The 16716-nt window shown below is 40.1% G+C and carries 13 protein-coding genes; 2 read left to right on the forward strand and 11 right to left on the reverse strand.

The annotated features are described in order from the left end of the window. Positions 1-16: 16 nt before the first annotated feature. The 10 genes from M3226_RS12760 to M3226_RS12805 form a co-directional block, all read right to left on the reverse strand. The gene (locus tag M3226_RS12760) at positions 17-1192 is read right to left on the reverse strand and encodes a substrate-binding domain-containing protein (protein ID WP_251565888.1); all 1176 of its coding nucleotides are present in this window, start codon (positions 1190-1192) and stop codon (positions 17-19) included. A 303-nt stretch (positions 1193-1495) separates the two neighbouring features. Next, positions 1496-2338: a sugar phosphate isomerase/epimerase family protein gene (locus tag M3226_RS12765; RefSeq protein WP_026565962.1), complete on the reverse strand. Its 843-nt coding sequence runs from the start codon at positions 2336-2338 to the stop codon at positions 1496-1498. 56 nt (positions 2339-2394) lie between these two features. Further along, positions 2395-3429 (reverse strand): zinc-dependent alcohol dehydrogenase family protein, encoded by a 1035-nt coding sequence (locus M3226_RS12770; RefSeq protein ID WP_251565891.1) that lies wholly within the window; start codon positions 3427-3429, stop codon positions 2395-2397. A 131-nt stretch (positions 3430-3560) separates the two neighbouring features. After that, positions 3561-4532 (reverse strand): sugar phosphate isomerase/epimerase family protein, encoded by a 972-nt coding sequence (locus M3226_RS12775; protein ID WP_251565893.1) that lies wholly within the window; start codon positions 4530-4532, stop codon positions 3561-3563. Beyond that, complete coding sequence (locus tag M3226_RS12780; RefSeq protein WP_251565895.1) at positions 4529-5707, reverse strand: Gfo/Idh/MocA family protein; 1179 nt, start codon at positions 5705-5707, stop codon at positions 4529-4531. The genes M3226_RS12775 and M3226_RS12780 overlap by 4 nt, the downstream gene beginning before the upstream one ends. 202 nt (positions 5708-5909) lie before the next feature. After that, positions 5910-6890, reverse strand: a complete 981-nt coding sequence (locus M3226_RS12785; protein ID WP_251565897.1) for an ABC transporter permease — start codon at positions 6888-6890, stop codon at positions 5910-5912. Then, positions 6871-8367, reverse strand: coding sequence for a sugar ABC transporter ATP-binding protein (locus M3226_RS12790; protein ID WP_251565899.1), 1497 nt, complete (start codon positions 8365-8367; stop codon positions 6871-6873). The genes M3226_RS12785 and M3226_RS12790 overlap by 20 nt, the downstream gene beginning before the upstream one ends. Positions 8368-8432: 65 nt before the next feature. Then, entirely contained in the window at positions 8433-9602 is a 1170-nt protein-coding gene (locus tag M3226_RS12795; protein ID WP_251565901.1) for a substrate-binding domain-containing protein, read from the reverse strand. A gap of 198 nt (positions 9603-9800) precedes the next feature. Continuing rightward, the gene (locus tag M3226_RS12800) at positions 9801-10676 is read right to left on the reverse strand and encodes a substrate-binding domain-containing protein (protein WP_251565903.1); all 876 of its coding nucleotides are present in this window, start codon (positions 10674-10676) and stop codon (positions 9801-9803) included. A 198-nt stretch (positions 10677-10874) separates the two neighbouring features. Further along, a complete protein-coding gene (locus M3226_RS12805; RefSeq protein WP_144563665.1) occupies positions 10875-11588 on the reverse strand; it encodes a LytR/AlgR family response regulator transcription factor in 714 nt (237 codons plus the stop codon). A gap of 256 nt (positions 11589-11844) precedes the next feature. Between M3226_RS12805 and M3226_RS12810 the strand changes: the two genes are divergently transcribed. After that, positions 11845-14418, forward strand: coding sequence for a substrate-binding domain-containing protein (locus M3226_RS12810; RefSeq protein ID WP_251565905.1), 2574 nt, complete (start codon positions 11845-11847; stop codon positions 14416-14418). A gap of 593 nt (positions 14419-15011) precedes the next feature. On the opposite strand, the gene M3226_RS12815 is transcribed toward M3226_RS12810, so the two are convergent. Further along, complete coding sequence (locus M3226_RS12815) at positions 15012-15335, reverse strand: winged helix-turn-helix transcriptional regulator (RefSeq protein ID WP_251565907.1); 324 nt, start codon at positions 15333-15335, stop codon at positions 15012-15014. A gap of 241 nt (positions 15336-15576) precedes the next feature. On the opposite strand from M3226_RS12815, the gene M3226_RS12820 reads away from it, so the two are divergent. Then, a complete protein-coding gene (locus M3226_RS12820) occupies positions 15577-16686 on the forward strand; it encodes an FAD-dependent monooxygenase (protein WP_251565909.1) in 1110 nt (369 codons plus the stop codon). The last annotated feature ends 30 nt before the right edge of the window (positions 16687-16716 follow it).

A 16716-nucleotide genomic window follows, 5' to 3' on the forward strand; every position in this document is an offset into this window, starting at 1 on the left:
AATAATAGTGTTTTTATTATTTAGCTGCCCCTTGGATGGACTTAGGTGCCTCTTGGTGGTAAACAAGTTTCCATGCATCTAATACATTTTCTTTCGTTACATTTAAAGCTGGAACAGCTACATAGGCAGGTGCTTCCTTACCAAGTAAAGAATAACCAGCTAAAATCGCTTCTGAAATCCCCTGGTCATATGGCAGCTGAGCACCTAGACCTTTAATCAAACCATTTGATGCAATGTCTAAAGCAACGTTTGTCCCTAAATCAATTGTCGTAATGACAAAATCTTTCTTTCCTGCCGTTCGTGCTGCTGCCAATGCACCTTCAGCTGGAACGTCCCAAACGACAAACATTCCATCAAGGTCACGATTTTTGGTCAGCATACCTGATGCTACTTTCTCTCCATCGTTAGGGCCAATGATACCGCCGCGTTCAACGATTTTAATTTTTGGATATTTTTCTTTTATTGTTTTTTCAAAGGCTTCTGTACGCTGTTTGGTCACAAAGTAATCAGCATCATGATAGATTACGCCGATCTTCCCTTTTCCACCAAGCTGTTTCGCCATGATTTCAGCTGCTTGAACACCATTGCCATAGTTGTCTGCAGATACAACGCTCACATAATCCTTGCCGGCTTCTAATCCTTTTGGTTTATTATCCATGAACACGACTTTGACTCCTGCATCTGCCGCTTTCTTAAAAGCGGATGCAGTTGAAACAGGGTCTACTGGTATCCCCACGATAATATCCGGCTTTTTAGCTAAAACTGTTTCGATGTCGGATACTTGTTTCTCAGCCTTGAACTGGGCATCAGTTACAGCTACGACTTTAATTCCCATCTTTGCAAAGGTTGCTTTTAAGCCATTGATTTGTGCTGTTGCCCAGTCATTACCAGCATAGTGCATGACAATGGCCGCTTTGTATTTGCCTTCTTTGATTTTTTGCACCTCTTCTTCAGTAAGCTGCAATGTTTTTGCTGAAACAGCGGATTCTCCACTAGGACCTTTACTTAAAATTTCCTGATCGGGTATATCTTGATTAATCGTTATTGGGCCTGAACTTGCGGTTGTTTCTTCTGTTTTTGTGTTCTCTGTCTCTTTGCTTGTGCTGCTAGTTGTGCTATCCTTGCCGCAGCCGACAAGTGCGACGCTAGTGATAAATAGAATCATAGTAAAAACACTTAGTAACTTTTTCATGACTTGCCCCCTTTTCATCGTTGTAACTTTTAATCCATTGATAGAAATACTGAAGTATTTTTATCGTTTTTATGTATCACATCCTCTCACTTAATGTAATCGATTACAATTTTCCGTTAATTAATTTTTTACTGCTTTTCTCGGTGATTATATAATCGATTACAATTTTGGTTTTAAATTCACTTAAAAGAGGGGAAAAACACTTATTCTTATTATTAGCCCTTTTGAATAGATTAACTGGGCGAACCAGTGGCATTTAAACGTACTGCATTCGCCCGGATAATGCTTTTTTCAATTAGGTTATTACTTACATCCAATTCCTTTTAACTTTTCTGTCAAGTAATCAATGGATGTTTTTGCATACCAATCAGGATCTGCTTTTCTAGTACCAAATCCAATTTCCATTGAGAGGTAGCCCTTGTAATCGATTTCCTTTAATGCTTTTAATACGGAATCCCAATTTACCGTTCCTTGTCCAGGCGGTAAACGATCGTCATCCGAAATATGAACATGATGCAACTTATCTTTCATTTTATAAACATAATCACTCGGTACTTCATTACGATATAGGGCATGGAACGTATCAAACATCACTTTCACATTGGATTCACCTGATTCTTCTGCCAACTGCAGGGCATCATCTGCCGATTCAATTAAATTACAATCAGCAGCTTGAGGTTCAACTACTAATGTGATTCCAAGGTCTTTCGCATATTTTGCCACATCTTGCAAACCTTCGCGGCTATACTTCCATGCTTCTTGTTTGTTCATACCAAAACCAAACCAGCCGGCAAGCCACATCACAGTTGGGCATTCCCAGTCATGCGCTAAACGAATGACTTCCTTATAATGATTGATCGTAAATTCACGCTCTTCTTTCAAAGCTGAACTTGGATTCACTCCAGGTCCTCCTCCAGGTGCGGGAAGCATTGCAGCTACATTAAGATTATTTCTTTTTAAATGCTGAAGAATTTCCTTACGTCTTTGTGTGGATAGATAATCAGGCCATGCATGCGGACTCGCACAACCTATTTCAATTCCATCATATCCAAATGCAGCAATTCGACTAATCACTTCTTCTAATGGATAAAAGGGCAACATGGATGGAAAAGAATTATAAACCCAAGTATTAAATGAAAGTTTCATTTTTTGATCCTCCTCAAAAATTAAGTCATAAAGCAAATTTTTGTTATTCAATGTGATTATTCCCAAACAAACACAGCTTTTTCCGTTTTTCTTTCGTCAAACAAACGGAAAGCTGTTTCCGCTTCTTCCAATTTAAATTGGTGAGTAACCAACTTTTCTACAGGCAGATTCTTTCTAACAATAAACTCCGCAATTTCATCAAATTCTTGAATTGGGAAGTACCAAGAACCCATTACAGAAATCTGTTTTCGAATTAATTGCGCACTTGGTTTGATTGTTGTCTCTTTACTTTCGCCGATAAAAGCGACACGTCCATGTGCTCTCACGCAATCTAATGCATCATTCTCACCGTAAGGGCTTCCGGAACAATCAATCGCAGCATCTGCACCAAGACCCTTTGTAATACGAGCGATTTCTTCTTGAACATTCATTGTTTTACCATTGATGGTATAGTCCGCACCCAATTCCTTCGCAAGCTCCAAGCGCTCATCCAGCATATCAACAGCAATAACGGTTGCGCCTAATCCTTTAGCGATCATCACACCAGCGCCGCCCATAGGTCCCATTCCAAAAATAACCAGGTAGTCTCTTCCTGAAATCCCCAATCTCTTTTGCGCGTGGTAAAGGGTTCCAACAGCGTCAGTTGAAACAGCAGCCGTTACGAAACTCATGCTATCTGGCAATCTCATACAGTTTTCAGCTGGAACGACCATGTACTCTGCGTCACCGCCGTGAGAGTCAAAGCCGATACATTTAAATTCTTTACAGAACATTTTGTAGCCGCTCTTACAATGTGCACATTCACCACAGCCAAGAGCTAAGTAAACAGCAACTCTGTCACCCGCTTTGTAATTGGAAACGCCAGCTCCTACTTCCGTGATAACTCCTGCAGGTTCATGCCCTGGTACCGTGCATCCGCATTTTGTTCCTTCAAAAACGGAAGTTCCATAATATAAGCTCATATCGCTTCTGCAGATCGCTGATGCTTTTAACTGAACTAATACTTCCCCTTGGCCAGGCGTTGGAATTTCAACCTGGCGAATCTCTACCTTTTTATCTCCTGGAAAAAATACAGCATTCATTGTTGTCATTGTACTGCCTCCAATCATTCATCATTAATTTTGAAAAACAATTATCCTATCATATTTCCTTGAAATGAGCTGCGGGAGGGAACAGCCCCTCCCTTTGGAAGCAAGAGAACCGTCCCCATGCTTCCAAAAAATTAAGCCCACCACATCTCGGTAATTTTCTCCTTGAACATGGCCCCTTTTAAGAGAGTAATAGCTTTGCTTAGTCCCTCGTCGGTGGAAGCAAGCATATCTTCATGTTCGATGGAAATGACATAATCGTATCCGACCGCTTGAAGGGCACTTACTATGTCTTTCCACATTTTTTCGTCCGAGCCGTATCCGACTGATCTAAATGTCCAAGAGCGGTCTAAAATTTGGCTATAATGCTTTGTATCTAGAACACCATTAATCTTTATATTTGCTTGATCTAAATATGTGTCCTTCGCATGGAAATGGAAAATCGCATTTTCCCTGCCCAGCTTCTTTATCGCCTCGACCGGGTCAATTCCTTGCCAAACGAGGTGGCTCGGATCAAAGTTTGCTCCAATGTTTTCTCCTGCATGTTCCCTTAACTTCAGTAAGGTTTCAGGATTATAAACGACAAAACCTGGGTGCATTTCAAAAGCAATTTGCTGAATGCCATGCTCTTTCGCGAATTTTGCTTCCTCTTTCCAATAAGGAATAACGACTTCGTTCCATTGCCAGTTCAGCACTTCTAAATATTCCGGAGGCCATGAGCATGTAACCCAGTTTGGATTTTTTGCACTGATATGATCACCCGGACAGCCGGAGAAGCCATTGATAACAGGAATTTCCAAAAGTTCTGAAAGTAATACCGTTTTTCGCCAAACGTCATGTGACTCTTGAGCAATGTTTACATTTGGATGAAGCGGGTTACCGTGGCAGCTTAAGCCGCTGATCGTTATTCCCCTAGTTCCAAGCGCTCTCAGGAATGATTTTCTTTTTTCAGGAGATTCAAGCAATTCATCCGGATTACAGTGATGATTGCCGGGATAATTCCCTGTCCCCAATTCAACGGCCTCCACACCCATGGCTGCCAGTTTATCCAACATTTCTTCAAAAGGCAGGTTCTGATACAAGGGGGTAAATACACCTAATTTCACGCAAGTACCTCCTTGCTAGCCTGAACCTTCACCCATTTCTGCTGCTGGTTACTTTCTAAGATTGCGTCTGTGATACACATCGAAAGGTGCCCGTCTGCAAATGTCGCAAAATTAGACTTGTCTGTTTTCAAGCTTTTGCCATCGCGAACAAACGAGTAGAAATTCAACATCATATTTTTCAAAGCATCTGGCCAGCCTTCATTATGCCCTCCAGGATGATGAATAGCAGACCTTGCCTCCGGCGAAAACAACGCAGGATCCGCTAATAGAACTTCATTTGCTTTATCCCGGTGCCCGATCCATAGCTTCTCTGGTTCTTCTTGGTTCCAGAATATTGAAGCTTGACTTCCATTAATCTCAAAGCTTAATCTATTTTTCCGTCCCGCACTGACTTGAGATACCGTAAAGACTCCTCGTGCTCCATCTTCAAACCGGACAAGAACAGATGCATAATCTTCTGTATTAATTGGTACATCTTCATATTGCATATCTTCCGCCGTCTGTGCCCCAAAAGTAGCTACGTTTCCTGTCGGTTTCTTTCTTACTGGAACAACAGTTGATAAATCGGCAAAAACTTCGACAATCCTTTTGCCTGTTACAAATTGGACGGTATCACACCAATGGGAACCAATGTCCGCTACTGCGCGTGACTTTCCGCCTACTTCCGGCGCCAAACGCCAGTTGTAGTCGGTTTCATATAATAACCAGTCCTGCAAGTAGCTTCCGTGAACCAAGTTCACTTTCCCAAGATCACCTTCAGTGATTTTCGCTTTTAAGTTTTGCACACTCGCATGCTGTCTGTAATTAAAGTTCACCGCATGGATGACGCCTTGTTTTTCTGCTAACTCCAACAATTCTGCTGATTCATCACTGTTCATAGCCAGTGGTTTCTCTGAGACAACATGCTTTCCAGCTAAAATAATCTCTTTATTAATGGCAAAATGAAGATGATTTGGTGTGCAATTGTGCACTACCTGGATTTCACTGTCTCTCAGCATTTCTCGGTAATCACCAAAGGCCTTCGGAATTCCAAGCTCAGCTGCCTTTTTTTCAGCCATTTCTTGACTGGTTTCCGCCAAACCAGCTACTTCTACAAAACCAAGCCTTCTAATGGCTTCTATGTGAGTCGGCCCGATAAAACCAGTACCGATGATACCAACTTTAATCTTCTCCATATTTCTTCCTCCTGTTCAAAAGTTGATCGTGTTGTTCAAGGATGCAAATTTATAGACCTTATAGAGCCATTCCGCCCGCCGCTTTTATCATTAATTCCGCCAATTTCCGAGGAAATTCCGCCATTTTTCTCATTAATTCCGTCAATTTCCGGGGGAATTCCGCAGAATTTTGCTATTATTCCGCGGAAACCTCTATTAAAAATTACCTCTTCAACGCTTTCTTACCGAAAGCCACCGCCAAGATAATGATAATTCCTTTGATAATCATTTGCTGGCTGACATCAAGACCCATGATAATCAAACCATTGTTGATCGTACCAATCATTAAGGAACCAACAATCGTTCCGATAATCGTTCCTACACCGCCAAACAAGCTTGTCCCACCAAGGATAACCGCAGCAATAACAGAAAGCTCATCCCCTTCACCGAAGGAAAAACGTCCGGCATTCATACGGCCTGCATAAAGGAGACCAGCTAAACCAGCCATTAAACCAGTTGCAAGGAATACCATTAGCTTGATCTTCATTGTCTTTACGCCAGAGAATCTTGCCGCATTTTCGTTACCACCTGTCGCCAATACCTGACGGCCAAAAGATGTTTTACGAAGTAAGATATGAGCAATCACTGTAAATACTAGAGTCCAAATAAGTAGAACTGGAATCGGCCCAATGTCCCCTGAACCAAAGATGAAATTGAAATTTGCGTCTACAATCGGAACTGGAGCAGTATCTGTAACCCACATCGCAGCACCTTTAACAGCTCCCATTGTTCCAAGTGTTACTAAGAAAGAAGGAATCGCTACTTTTGTTACTAGCAAACCATTGATTAATCCAACCACAAGTCCAGTACCTACACCGCCGATGAGTCCACCAATAATGCCATAACCCGCTTGGATGGCTAATGCACCGACTAGAGAAGAAAGGGCCGCAATGGAACCAACAGAAAGGTCAATCTCCCCTGTACTAATAACAAATGTCATTGCCAACGCCATCAAAGAAATCGTCGCTGTTTGTCTAACAATGTTTAATAAGTTCCCTGAGGTTAAGAAACCTTCATCACTTAAGCTGATAGAAAAATAGATTAATACGCCCACGAAGGCAAAATAGACAATATAATTACGCCACTCGAATCCTTTCAATGAAGGAGTTGCTGGCTTTTGAATACTAGAAACCTTGGATTGCATATTGTAATTCCTCCTCTGATTTAATCTCCCTGCGGGTCATTTCCTTTTTAATTTTCCCATCATGCATGACGATCACACGGTCACTTAAAGCAAGCAGTTCTGGGAGTTCGGAGGAGACCACAAGGATTGCCTTGCCGTTTTCGGCCATGGCTCTAATAATCTCCACAATTTCCGTTTTTGCACCAATATCCACACCAATCGTTGGTTCATCTAACATCAAGACAGTAGGGTCGTTCGCCAGCCATTTAGCTAGAACGATTTTTTGCTGATTACCGCCCGATAACAACCCGGCCTTTTTAAAAATATTATCCGTTTTAATATTTAACTTCCTTACAAATTCATTACTAATCTCATTGGATTTCTTACTATCAATAAAAGCTCCTTTTTTCACCTTCGAAAGAATTGGAAGAATCATATTATCCTTGACACTATGTTCAAGGACCAATCCTTGCATCCTGCGGTCCTCCGGAATCAGTGCAAGTCCGGCTTCTATGGCATTCTTAGGATTCTTAATGGATTGTTTTTGACCACTGATGTAGATGTCTCCACTCTTAATTGGGTCAATCCCAAAGAGATTTCGAAGTAATTCCGTCCGGCCGCTTCCCATTAACCCGGCAATTCCAACGATTTCACCCGGCTGAATTTTTAGATTAATATCTTGGACATGTTCGGCACTTAAGTTTCTTACTTCAAAAATGGGCGGCACGTCCGTTGCGTAGGAACGTTCTTTCCATTCAAACGCTTGGTCAAATTGCATACCGACTATATGTGAAATTACAGTATCAAGATCGGTTTCACTGCATTTTTCTGTTGTGATATATCGGCCATCACGCATAATCGTGATTCGGTCACATATTTCAAAGATTTCATCCATCCGGTGAGAAATATAGATGATGGAATAACCTTTTGCTTTCAATTTGTTAATAAAACTAAAGAGTACTTCCGTTTCATTTTTGGTTAAGGACGAGGTTGGCTCATCCATAATCAGAATCTTTGCTTCTTGGGAAAGTGCTTTGGCAATTTCCGTCATCTGCCAATAGCCAACCCCCAAATTTTGAACTACATCATTGGGTCTAATATCTACGCCTAATTCTTCAAGCAATTTTTCTGTTTTCTTCTCACAATCCTTATCATCGAGCAGCCCTAATGATGTTTTCTTCTCACGAGTAAGATAGATGTTTTGGGCGACGGTAAGGGTAGGAATTAAACTAAACTCTTGGAAAATCATCGATATATTATTCTTTTGAGCATCATCATAACTTTTAATGCTTACCGGTTTTCCTTCAATTAAAATCTCGCCGCTGTCTGCAGAGTATACGCCTGTGAGGATTTTCATTAACGTCGATTTCCCGGCACCATTTCCCCCCATCAAGGCGTGAACTTCACCTTTTTTGACGGAAAAATGGACATCGTTTAAAACGGTAATCCCATTAAAAGCTTTATTAATACCTCTCATTTCGAGAATCGGTTGTTCCATCCAAGTTCACCTTCTTTTTATGTTAGAGGCTGCTTTCAAAAGCAGCCTCTATCCTTTTTTTAAAATTATTTCATCGCATTTTTTACTGTGTCAGGAGCCTCTGTTCCGTAGATTAACTTCCATTCATCTAATACATTCTCTTTCGTAACTTTGATTGATGGTGAAGCAACATACGCTGGTGCTTCTTTTCCTATTAGGGCATAGCCGGCAAGGATCGCTTGTGCCACACCTTGGTCATATGGCAGCTGTGCTCCAAGACCTTTAACAATTCCATCTTGTGCAATAGAGATTGCTACGTTTGTACCTAAGTCAACTGTTGTAACAACTAGGTCATCCCTGCCAGCCGTTCTTGCTGCAGCCATAACACCTTCAGCCGGTACATCCCATGGAGCGAAGATACCATCAATATCATGGTGTCTTGTCAACATAGCAGATGCTACTTCTTCTGCCTGATTTGGACCAGTAATCCCACTTTTTGCTACAATCTCAATATTTGGATATTTTTCTTTGATTCTTTTTTCAAAAGCATCAGAACGGTTTTTGGTTACAAAGAAGTTTACATCGTGATACACAATGCCGACTTTACCCTTTCCGCCAAGTTTTTCAGCCATAATGTCTGCTGCGGTTGCTCCGTTACCCATGTTGTCACCAGACACAATACTGATGTAATCTTTACCTGCAACTAAACCTTGTGCAGCACCATCCATGAATACTAACTTTACGCCTTGGGCAACAACCTTTTTATAAGCTGGTGCGGTAGATACGGCATCAACTGGAACAGAAATCATAATGTCCGGCTTTTTCGCTAAAACGGTTTCGATATCATTTACTTGCTTTTCCGCTTTGAACTGTGCATCTGTTACAGCAACGATCTTGATGCCCATCTTCTTAAATGTATCCTTCATCGCACCAACTGCGGCATTCATATAGTCAGTACCAGAGTAGTGCATAACAATCGCCGCTTTATAATTACCTTCTTTAATCTTCTTTAGCTCATCTTCCGTAAGCTGCAATGTCTTAGCTGAAACGGCCTGTTCTCCGTTCGGCCCTTTATCTTGTACCGCTAAATCAGGAATCTTTGGATTGATCGTTAATGGTCCTGAAGCTGTTTCTGAGTAGTTTTCATTCTTTTTCGTGCTCGCTTGTTCAGATGTAGATTTTTTTCCGCCACACCCTGCAAGAAAAACACTTAAAACAAGTAACAGTAAAACTGTAATAGAAAAACTCTTTTTCATTTGATTACCCCCACTATAGTAGTTATTTAGTTGAAGCTCGTTATTTGTCGGTACCACCTTACAATCTATAAGTGTGGCACCACCCCCTTTTCATAAATGTAAGCTTAATAGAATATTACTAGTAATGGATTACATTCATTTAAGTTATAAAACCAGGCTTCTATGGACTTCAAAAAATGTAATTGATTACATTTTTTTCTAAAAAATTTTCAAATACTCCTGACAAGACTGTCTTACAATCAACTGGTTAGCTAAAAACATTTGCTCGTGTTGGATTTCCTCTTTGTTGATGAGCCTCAATAGTAATTCCGCCACTTTCTCACCAATTTCAAACGCGGGCTGGGCAATCGTTGTCAGACCTGGTTCGAATATGGACGAGAATTTCAGATTATCAAAACCGAGAACCGAAATATCCTCTGGCACCTTAAGCCCCTTAGATTTAATGGCTTTAATGACTCCCATTGCCATTTCATCATTTGCAGCGAAAATCGCAGATGGGAGTTGACCAATGGCAAAAAACTTCATCATAAGGTTAAAACCGCTTTCAAAAGAGAAATCACCTTCCTGGACTAACACAGGATCCACGATAAGGTTGTTGCTTGACATTGCTTGATAAAATCCTTTGAGACGGTCTCGGTTCAAGACACTATTGAGAGGTCCAATAATGCAGCCAATTCTTTCGTGTCCCAAATCGATTAAATATTCCGTTGCATTTCTGGCACCGCTTATGTTATCAATCGAAACAGTTGTGATGTTGGAACCTTCCATATACTCACACGCAAGGACCAACGGAAATCTTTGGGCCACCTCTTCAACGGTTGCTGCATCCGTTTGGGCAGTTAATAAAGCCATTCCATCTGCTTTTTTTTGATGCAAAAGGTTTAAAAACCACTTTTCTCGTTCCAGATCATTGCCTGTATCGCCGAGTATAACTTGATATCCATTTGTAACCGCTACTGCTTCAATCCCCCTAAACACCTTTGAAAAAAACGGATTGGTAATGTCAGGCACAACAACTAGAATGGTTTTAGCAGAAACAATTTCCTTCTTTGCTACATCTACAATCCCTACCATCTTTGTTATTTGTCCTTTCTTGTTTCTATATTTAAATTGTAATCGATTACAAAATTGTCGTCTAATCATCTTCCGACAAGGTTTTTTTTCAACTGAAGTCGTTTTCTATCCTTTTGGACACAATAATCGTTCATTCGGACAATAAAATCATAAATTTTTTAAAAAAACAAAAAAATTGAGGTCCGGTAAACCCGGACCTCACAACGATTTATTTTTTTGTAATTCTGCTAACTTATTCTTGGAAACTTTTGCTGTCTCCTCATAATTTTTAAAATATGCTTTGTACGTTTGCCCTGCCGTTTCAATCCTCTTTAAATATTGCAAATTAATAATATAGGAACGATGGGAGGCTACAAAACGGGAATCAAGGAGTTCTTCAAGATTCGTTAACGCCTCATTTACCTCTATTTTTTGATCAATTGTATGAATGACGGCCTTTCGGTCCGCTCGTTCAATAAAAATAATGTCATCTAACGGTATAAAAGAAAACCGATTGGACTGTTTAACCATTAAATCCTTCTTAACGGTTGGGCGCTCGCTTTCGGCTGGAGTCTTAGCAAGTGCAGCTGCTCGTCCTAACGCTGCATAAAGACGGTCACGGTCAATAGGTTTGACAATGTAATCGATTGCATTTACACTAAAAGCTTCTAAGGCAAACTCATCATGCCCGGTGATAAAGATAACTTGCAATGACGGGACTACTTTTTTACAAGATTTCACCGCTTCCATCCCATTCAACAATGGCATATTAATATCAACCAAAATGATGTCTGGCTTTTCAATCATCACCTTGCAAATTAAATCCTCACCATTAACGGCTTCTCCAACCATTTCATAACTCTGCAAAGGTTTAATGAGATGCTTCAATAGTTTTCTGGATGGTGCATGGTCCTCTGCAATTAAAACTCTCAAAAGATCACCTCATATTAAAAGCTTCTATTTAAGTGGAACATTAATATAAAAATTAATAGATAACATACTACCATTTGAAATCGCTGTCAAACTAACTACTCTCAGTATAAGGCAGTTTAAGCAGGATAGGAAGTATTTTATTATTAAATAGGTATGGCGGTTTTTTGCAGTTTTAAAGAAGAATTACTGTGGACTATACTAAAGCTACGGCTTCAGAAAAATGCATGATTATTCTTTCGGAAGGCAGGGTATAAAAATGGAAATCACCCCTAACGAAAATTTATATAAAGAAGTTTTACAAACCATGTCTGAATGCGTCATTATTCATAAAAAGTCGGGTAGAATGATTGCGCTTAATGAAAATGTTGAAAAAGTGCTAGGTGTTAAATCCGAATTATTAACGGAAGCAAATGTACGCCAATTAGATTATGTAAAAGAAGACGGATCCTCCCTACCCTATTCGGAATTGCCTGGAATCATCACCCTCGAACAGGGGATTCCTTTCCATGATTATGTCTTGGGAGTAAGCGATCGAAATAATGGGACTAAATGGCTTTCCATTACTTCAAAACCACTTAAATTACATAAAGACGGGGAACAAGCCGCGCTTGTGACCATATCGGATATTACCGAACGAAAAAAGATGGAACAAACAATCATTCAGGCAAAAGAAGCGGCGGAAAAAGCGAACTTAACCAAAACCGACTTTTTGTCCAAAATGAGCCATGAACTCCGGACACCATTGAACGGAATCCTTGGTTTTGCCCAGCTATTAGAAATAGATGAGTCCTTAAATGAGGAGCAGCTGGACTTCGTCCAAGAGATCTTAAGCGGAGGAAAGCATCTATTAAGCTTAATTAATGATATTTTAGATTTATCCAGAATCGATACAGGCCAATTAAAAGTTTCAATTGAAGAGGTAGATCTGCTGACCATTATCAATGAATGTATCCATATCGTGCAGCCGCTTGCCATGAAAAAAAGAATTACAATTCATAATCAAATGGACCATTCGCAAACCGTAACCGTTCTTGCCGATCCGATTCGCCTAAAACAAATCCTACTTAATCTTCTCGATAATGCCATCAAATATAACCGGGAAGACGGCAAAGTCATGATTTTCTCTTATATGAAACAAAACGAGGCAGTTATTCATATCGCCGATACAGGAGTCGGGCTTTCAGTTGAAGAATATCAGAAAGTGTTTGTCCCATTTTATCGGATTAAAGGGACACAAGAGGAAGGTACGGGCATTGGATTGTCTTTGGTCAAGCAGCTTGTCCAGGTGATGGGCGGAAAAATCAGTGTGACAAGCAAAAAAGGAATAGGCAGTGATTTTTGCTTTCGACTCCCTCTTCCCTATGAATTAAAGGCCGCGATGCAATGGGGTGAAGAAGTGATCGATCATCCAGCTAAGAATGGCAAGACTGATCACTACTGTTTGTTATATGTGGAAGATAATCAATCTAATTTAAATTTGGTCATGAGCATCCTGAAATCGGAACCCTCCTATACAATCTTAACGGCACGTTCCGGAAAAGAAGGATTAGAACTGGCTAAGACTGAAAAAGTCGATTTAATTCTGCTGGATCTTAACCTCCCGGATATCCATGGTTTCGAATTATTTGACCGTTTAAAAAAGGATGAAAATACGAAAGATATCGCGATTATTGCGGTAAGTGCAAATGCTATGCCCCATGACATCCAGCATACATTAAACAAAGGGTTTGATAATTATGTGATAAAACCCATTAATGTGAAGGGATTCTTAACAACGGTAAACGAGACTCTAACGAGTACGATCAATCAAAATATTCCCGAGCGTAAAATTTTAAGTACAGGTCCCTACGGTGAGGAAGCTGTTTCTGCTAAAACACTACAGTTATCGGTAAAGGATCTAAAGCAACTGAAGGATAAAAAATATAAGGCTGCCATTTCCATGCATTATACAGATAATGATTGGTCCAGGTCTCAAGTGGAAGGGCTAAAAGCTACTTTTAAGAAAATAGGTATTGAGGTAGTTGCGGTGACAGATGCACATTTTAAATGGGAGAAGCAAGTGGAAGATATTGAAAACATCTTAGAATTAAAGCCAGATATTATAGTAGGGATTCCTGTTGATCCGGAAAAAACGTCAAACACCTTCCAAGTTGCGTCGAGAACTGGGGTTCATCTGGTCTTTATAGACAATGTACCAAAGGGATTACTGCCTAGAAGGGATTATGTTAGCATTGTATCAGCTGACAATTATGGAAACGGTAGTGAGGCAGCACATATTATGGCCGAGAAATTATCTTACAAAGGCAAGATTGGGGTTATTTATCATGCTGCCGACTTCTTCGCCACAAAACAAAGGACAGAATCATTTGAAAATATGATAATGAAACATTATCCAAACATAAAAATTGTGGACCGTAGAGGGATTGTAGGTCCATATGAAGGAGAAATTGCAGCAACTAGTATGTTAACGAAAAATAAAGATTTGGCCGGAATCTTTGTTGTATGGAGTGATCCTGCCGAAGGAGTCATAGCTGCAGCACGTAAGGCAGGCGCTGATCATCTAGTTATCACAACGATTGATATGGGGGTTAATGTTGTATTAGAAATGGTTAAAGATGGACTTATTAAGGGATTGGGTGCCCAGCTGCCCTATCAACAAGGAGTGGCGGAAGCCATCTTGGCAGGTTATGCACTGATTGGAAAACAGGCTCCAGCTTATGTAGCTGTTCCCCCTTTAAGAGTAACAAAAGAGAATGTTCTTGATGCTTGGAAGTTAGTTTATAACGAGGAAGCTCCGGATATTATTAAAAGGTTTATAACTAATGAATGAAATATATAAATAAAACAGGAGAAAAAACCAACCTTTCGAGGGTTGGTTTTTTCTTAAAGTTCGACCGGCATGGGTGCAGTCTCTAGGGTGAAAGTCCCGAGCCATGTAGGCAGTAGTAATGGTTAGCTTAACGCAAGGGTGTCCGTGGTACGCGGAATCTGAACGAAGCGACCGGCAACCCTCCGGTCTGAGGAACACGAACTATAAGGCTAGGTATCATTGGATGAGTTTGCTTTACAAAACAAAGTCCTTACTGCCGAAGGGTACAGAGTAAATGAAGCAGATCTAAAAAGCTCAGAGTCTCCTCCCTTCAAGTATTGGTTAGATTAAGTGCTAACATTTTACACATCCATACTAATTAATATATTTGTTAATTAATACGTATTATCATTAATTATAGTAGAGTATAATCGAAATTGGTATGATAATCTCTGAAAATTATTTAAACACTGCGTCTGTTTCACAGCCCATATTACACGCCTGTTTAATCATTTAGGTTTTATTCTAGCAATCGTAATCTTCCACTAGACTAATAAAATATGAATATAAAAAAAACGGATGGCTTCTCCGCCATCCGAATGCTACTTTTTGTTTTATTGTTCCGATTCAATGGGCAGCCAGGCTTGTGACCATTTCTCAATTTCTCTAATTATGGGCTCTAAGGCTAGTCCTTTATCGGTTAGGGAATATTCAATACGTACTGGTGTCTCGGGGAACACCTCGCGTTTAACAATTCCTTGATTCTCCAATTCCTTTAGACGCTCCGAAAGAACCCTTCCACTAATTCCCATAGAAGATTCTAGTGTGCAAAAGCGCTTCGACCCTGTTAGCAGCTGGTAAATCACAAGACCTGTCCAGCGCTGGCTCATCATCACCATGGCTTTTTCGAATCGAGGACAAATTTCAGGTTGATTCATGGTTTCCCCTCCTATTCATATTTATCATATTACAAATCACAACAAAATTACAATACATAATGAAATTATTTGACACAACTTAATTTCAAAAATATAATAAGTTACATAAAGTAAGTTAGTTATTAAGTCGTATGATATAATAACTTCAGCAGCATTATAATCATAATTAATAGTTCTTTACCGATAAATTTTTATTACATTAATCTATATATATACAGACTAAATAAGGTGGTCCTTAAACATGAAACTTGAAGCAGATGTTTGCATTGTCGGTGGGGGTCCGGGCGGCGCATTATTAGGGTATTTGCTTGCGAAAAAAGATATATCCACCATCGTTCTCGAACGTCACACAGGGATCGACAAAGAATTTCGTGGTGAACATCTCAATCAGGATGGTGAACGAGTTTTAAAAAAATATAATCTGTATAATAAAGTACAAGACGCAGGTCTGCTTTTAATGGAACGCATTGAATACTGGCAGCATGGACATGTAATAAAAACTGTTACACCGGCAGCTGAAGAAGAGCATGTCGGTATCCATGTCCCGCAGAGGAATCTGTTAAGTGTATTAATTCGCGAGTCAAAAACCTATCAGAATTACAAGCTTTTGATGGGGACAAAAGTGACTGAATTAAGCTTTAATAATAATGGGGATGTAACAGGTCTTAAAGCAACAAAGGGCGGCCAAGAAGTAACTATTAAAAGTAAAATCGTCGTTGGAGCTGATGGCCGTTTTTCAACAGTTAGAAGACTAGCGGAAATCCCCTTTTCGACCATTAGACATGGGTACGACTTACTTTGGGCAAAAATCCCAAGCCCAGAAGGATGGGAACCGACCATTAAAAATGCACTAATCGGCGGCAAGCAGCTAGCACTATTTACCCAGCAGGGCGGATTTATTCAGATTGGCTGGAATATTGAAGAGGATTCATACCCTGTATTGAAAAAGCAATCATTTGCACCATTTATTGAGCAAGTGATTGAGGCTTTTCCAGAGCTGACAGAAACTGTTCATCAGCACATTCAATCATGGAACGATTTTATCTTATTAAAAGTTCAAAGCAGTCAATCACCTGTATGGGCGAAGGACGGGGTAGTTATTATGGGGGATGCCGCTCATACGATGAGCCCTACAGGTGCCTTTGGGATTAATTGCGCTCTATTAGACGCTGATGCGCTAGCTGATATTATTGAGGAAGCACTGGACAAAAATGATCAGAGTGCTGCACAATTAAGAAAATTAGAAGACGCTAGGCGGGCTGATGCTGAGAAATTACAGATTCAGCAATTGATAAAAGAACAAACCTATCAAGATAATTTTAAAATTCCTGCACTGCCAACAGGCGTTTAGAAACCAATAAAAACATGGGATTGGGGAAAT

Source organism: Neobacillus cucumis (genome assembly GCF_023715505.1).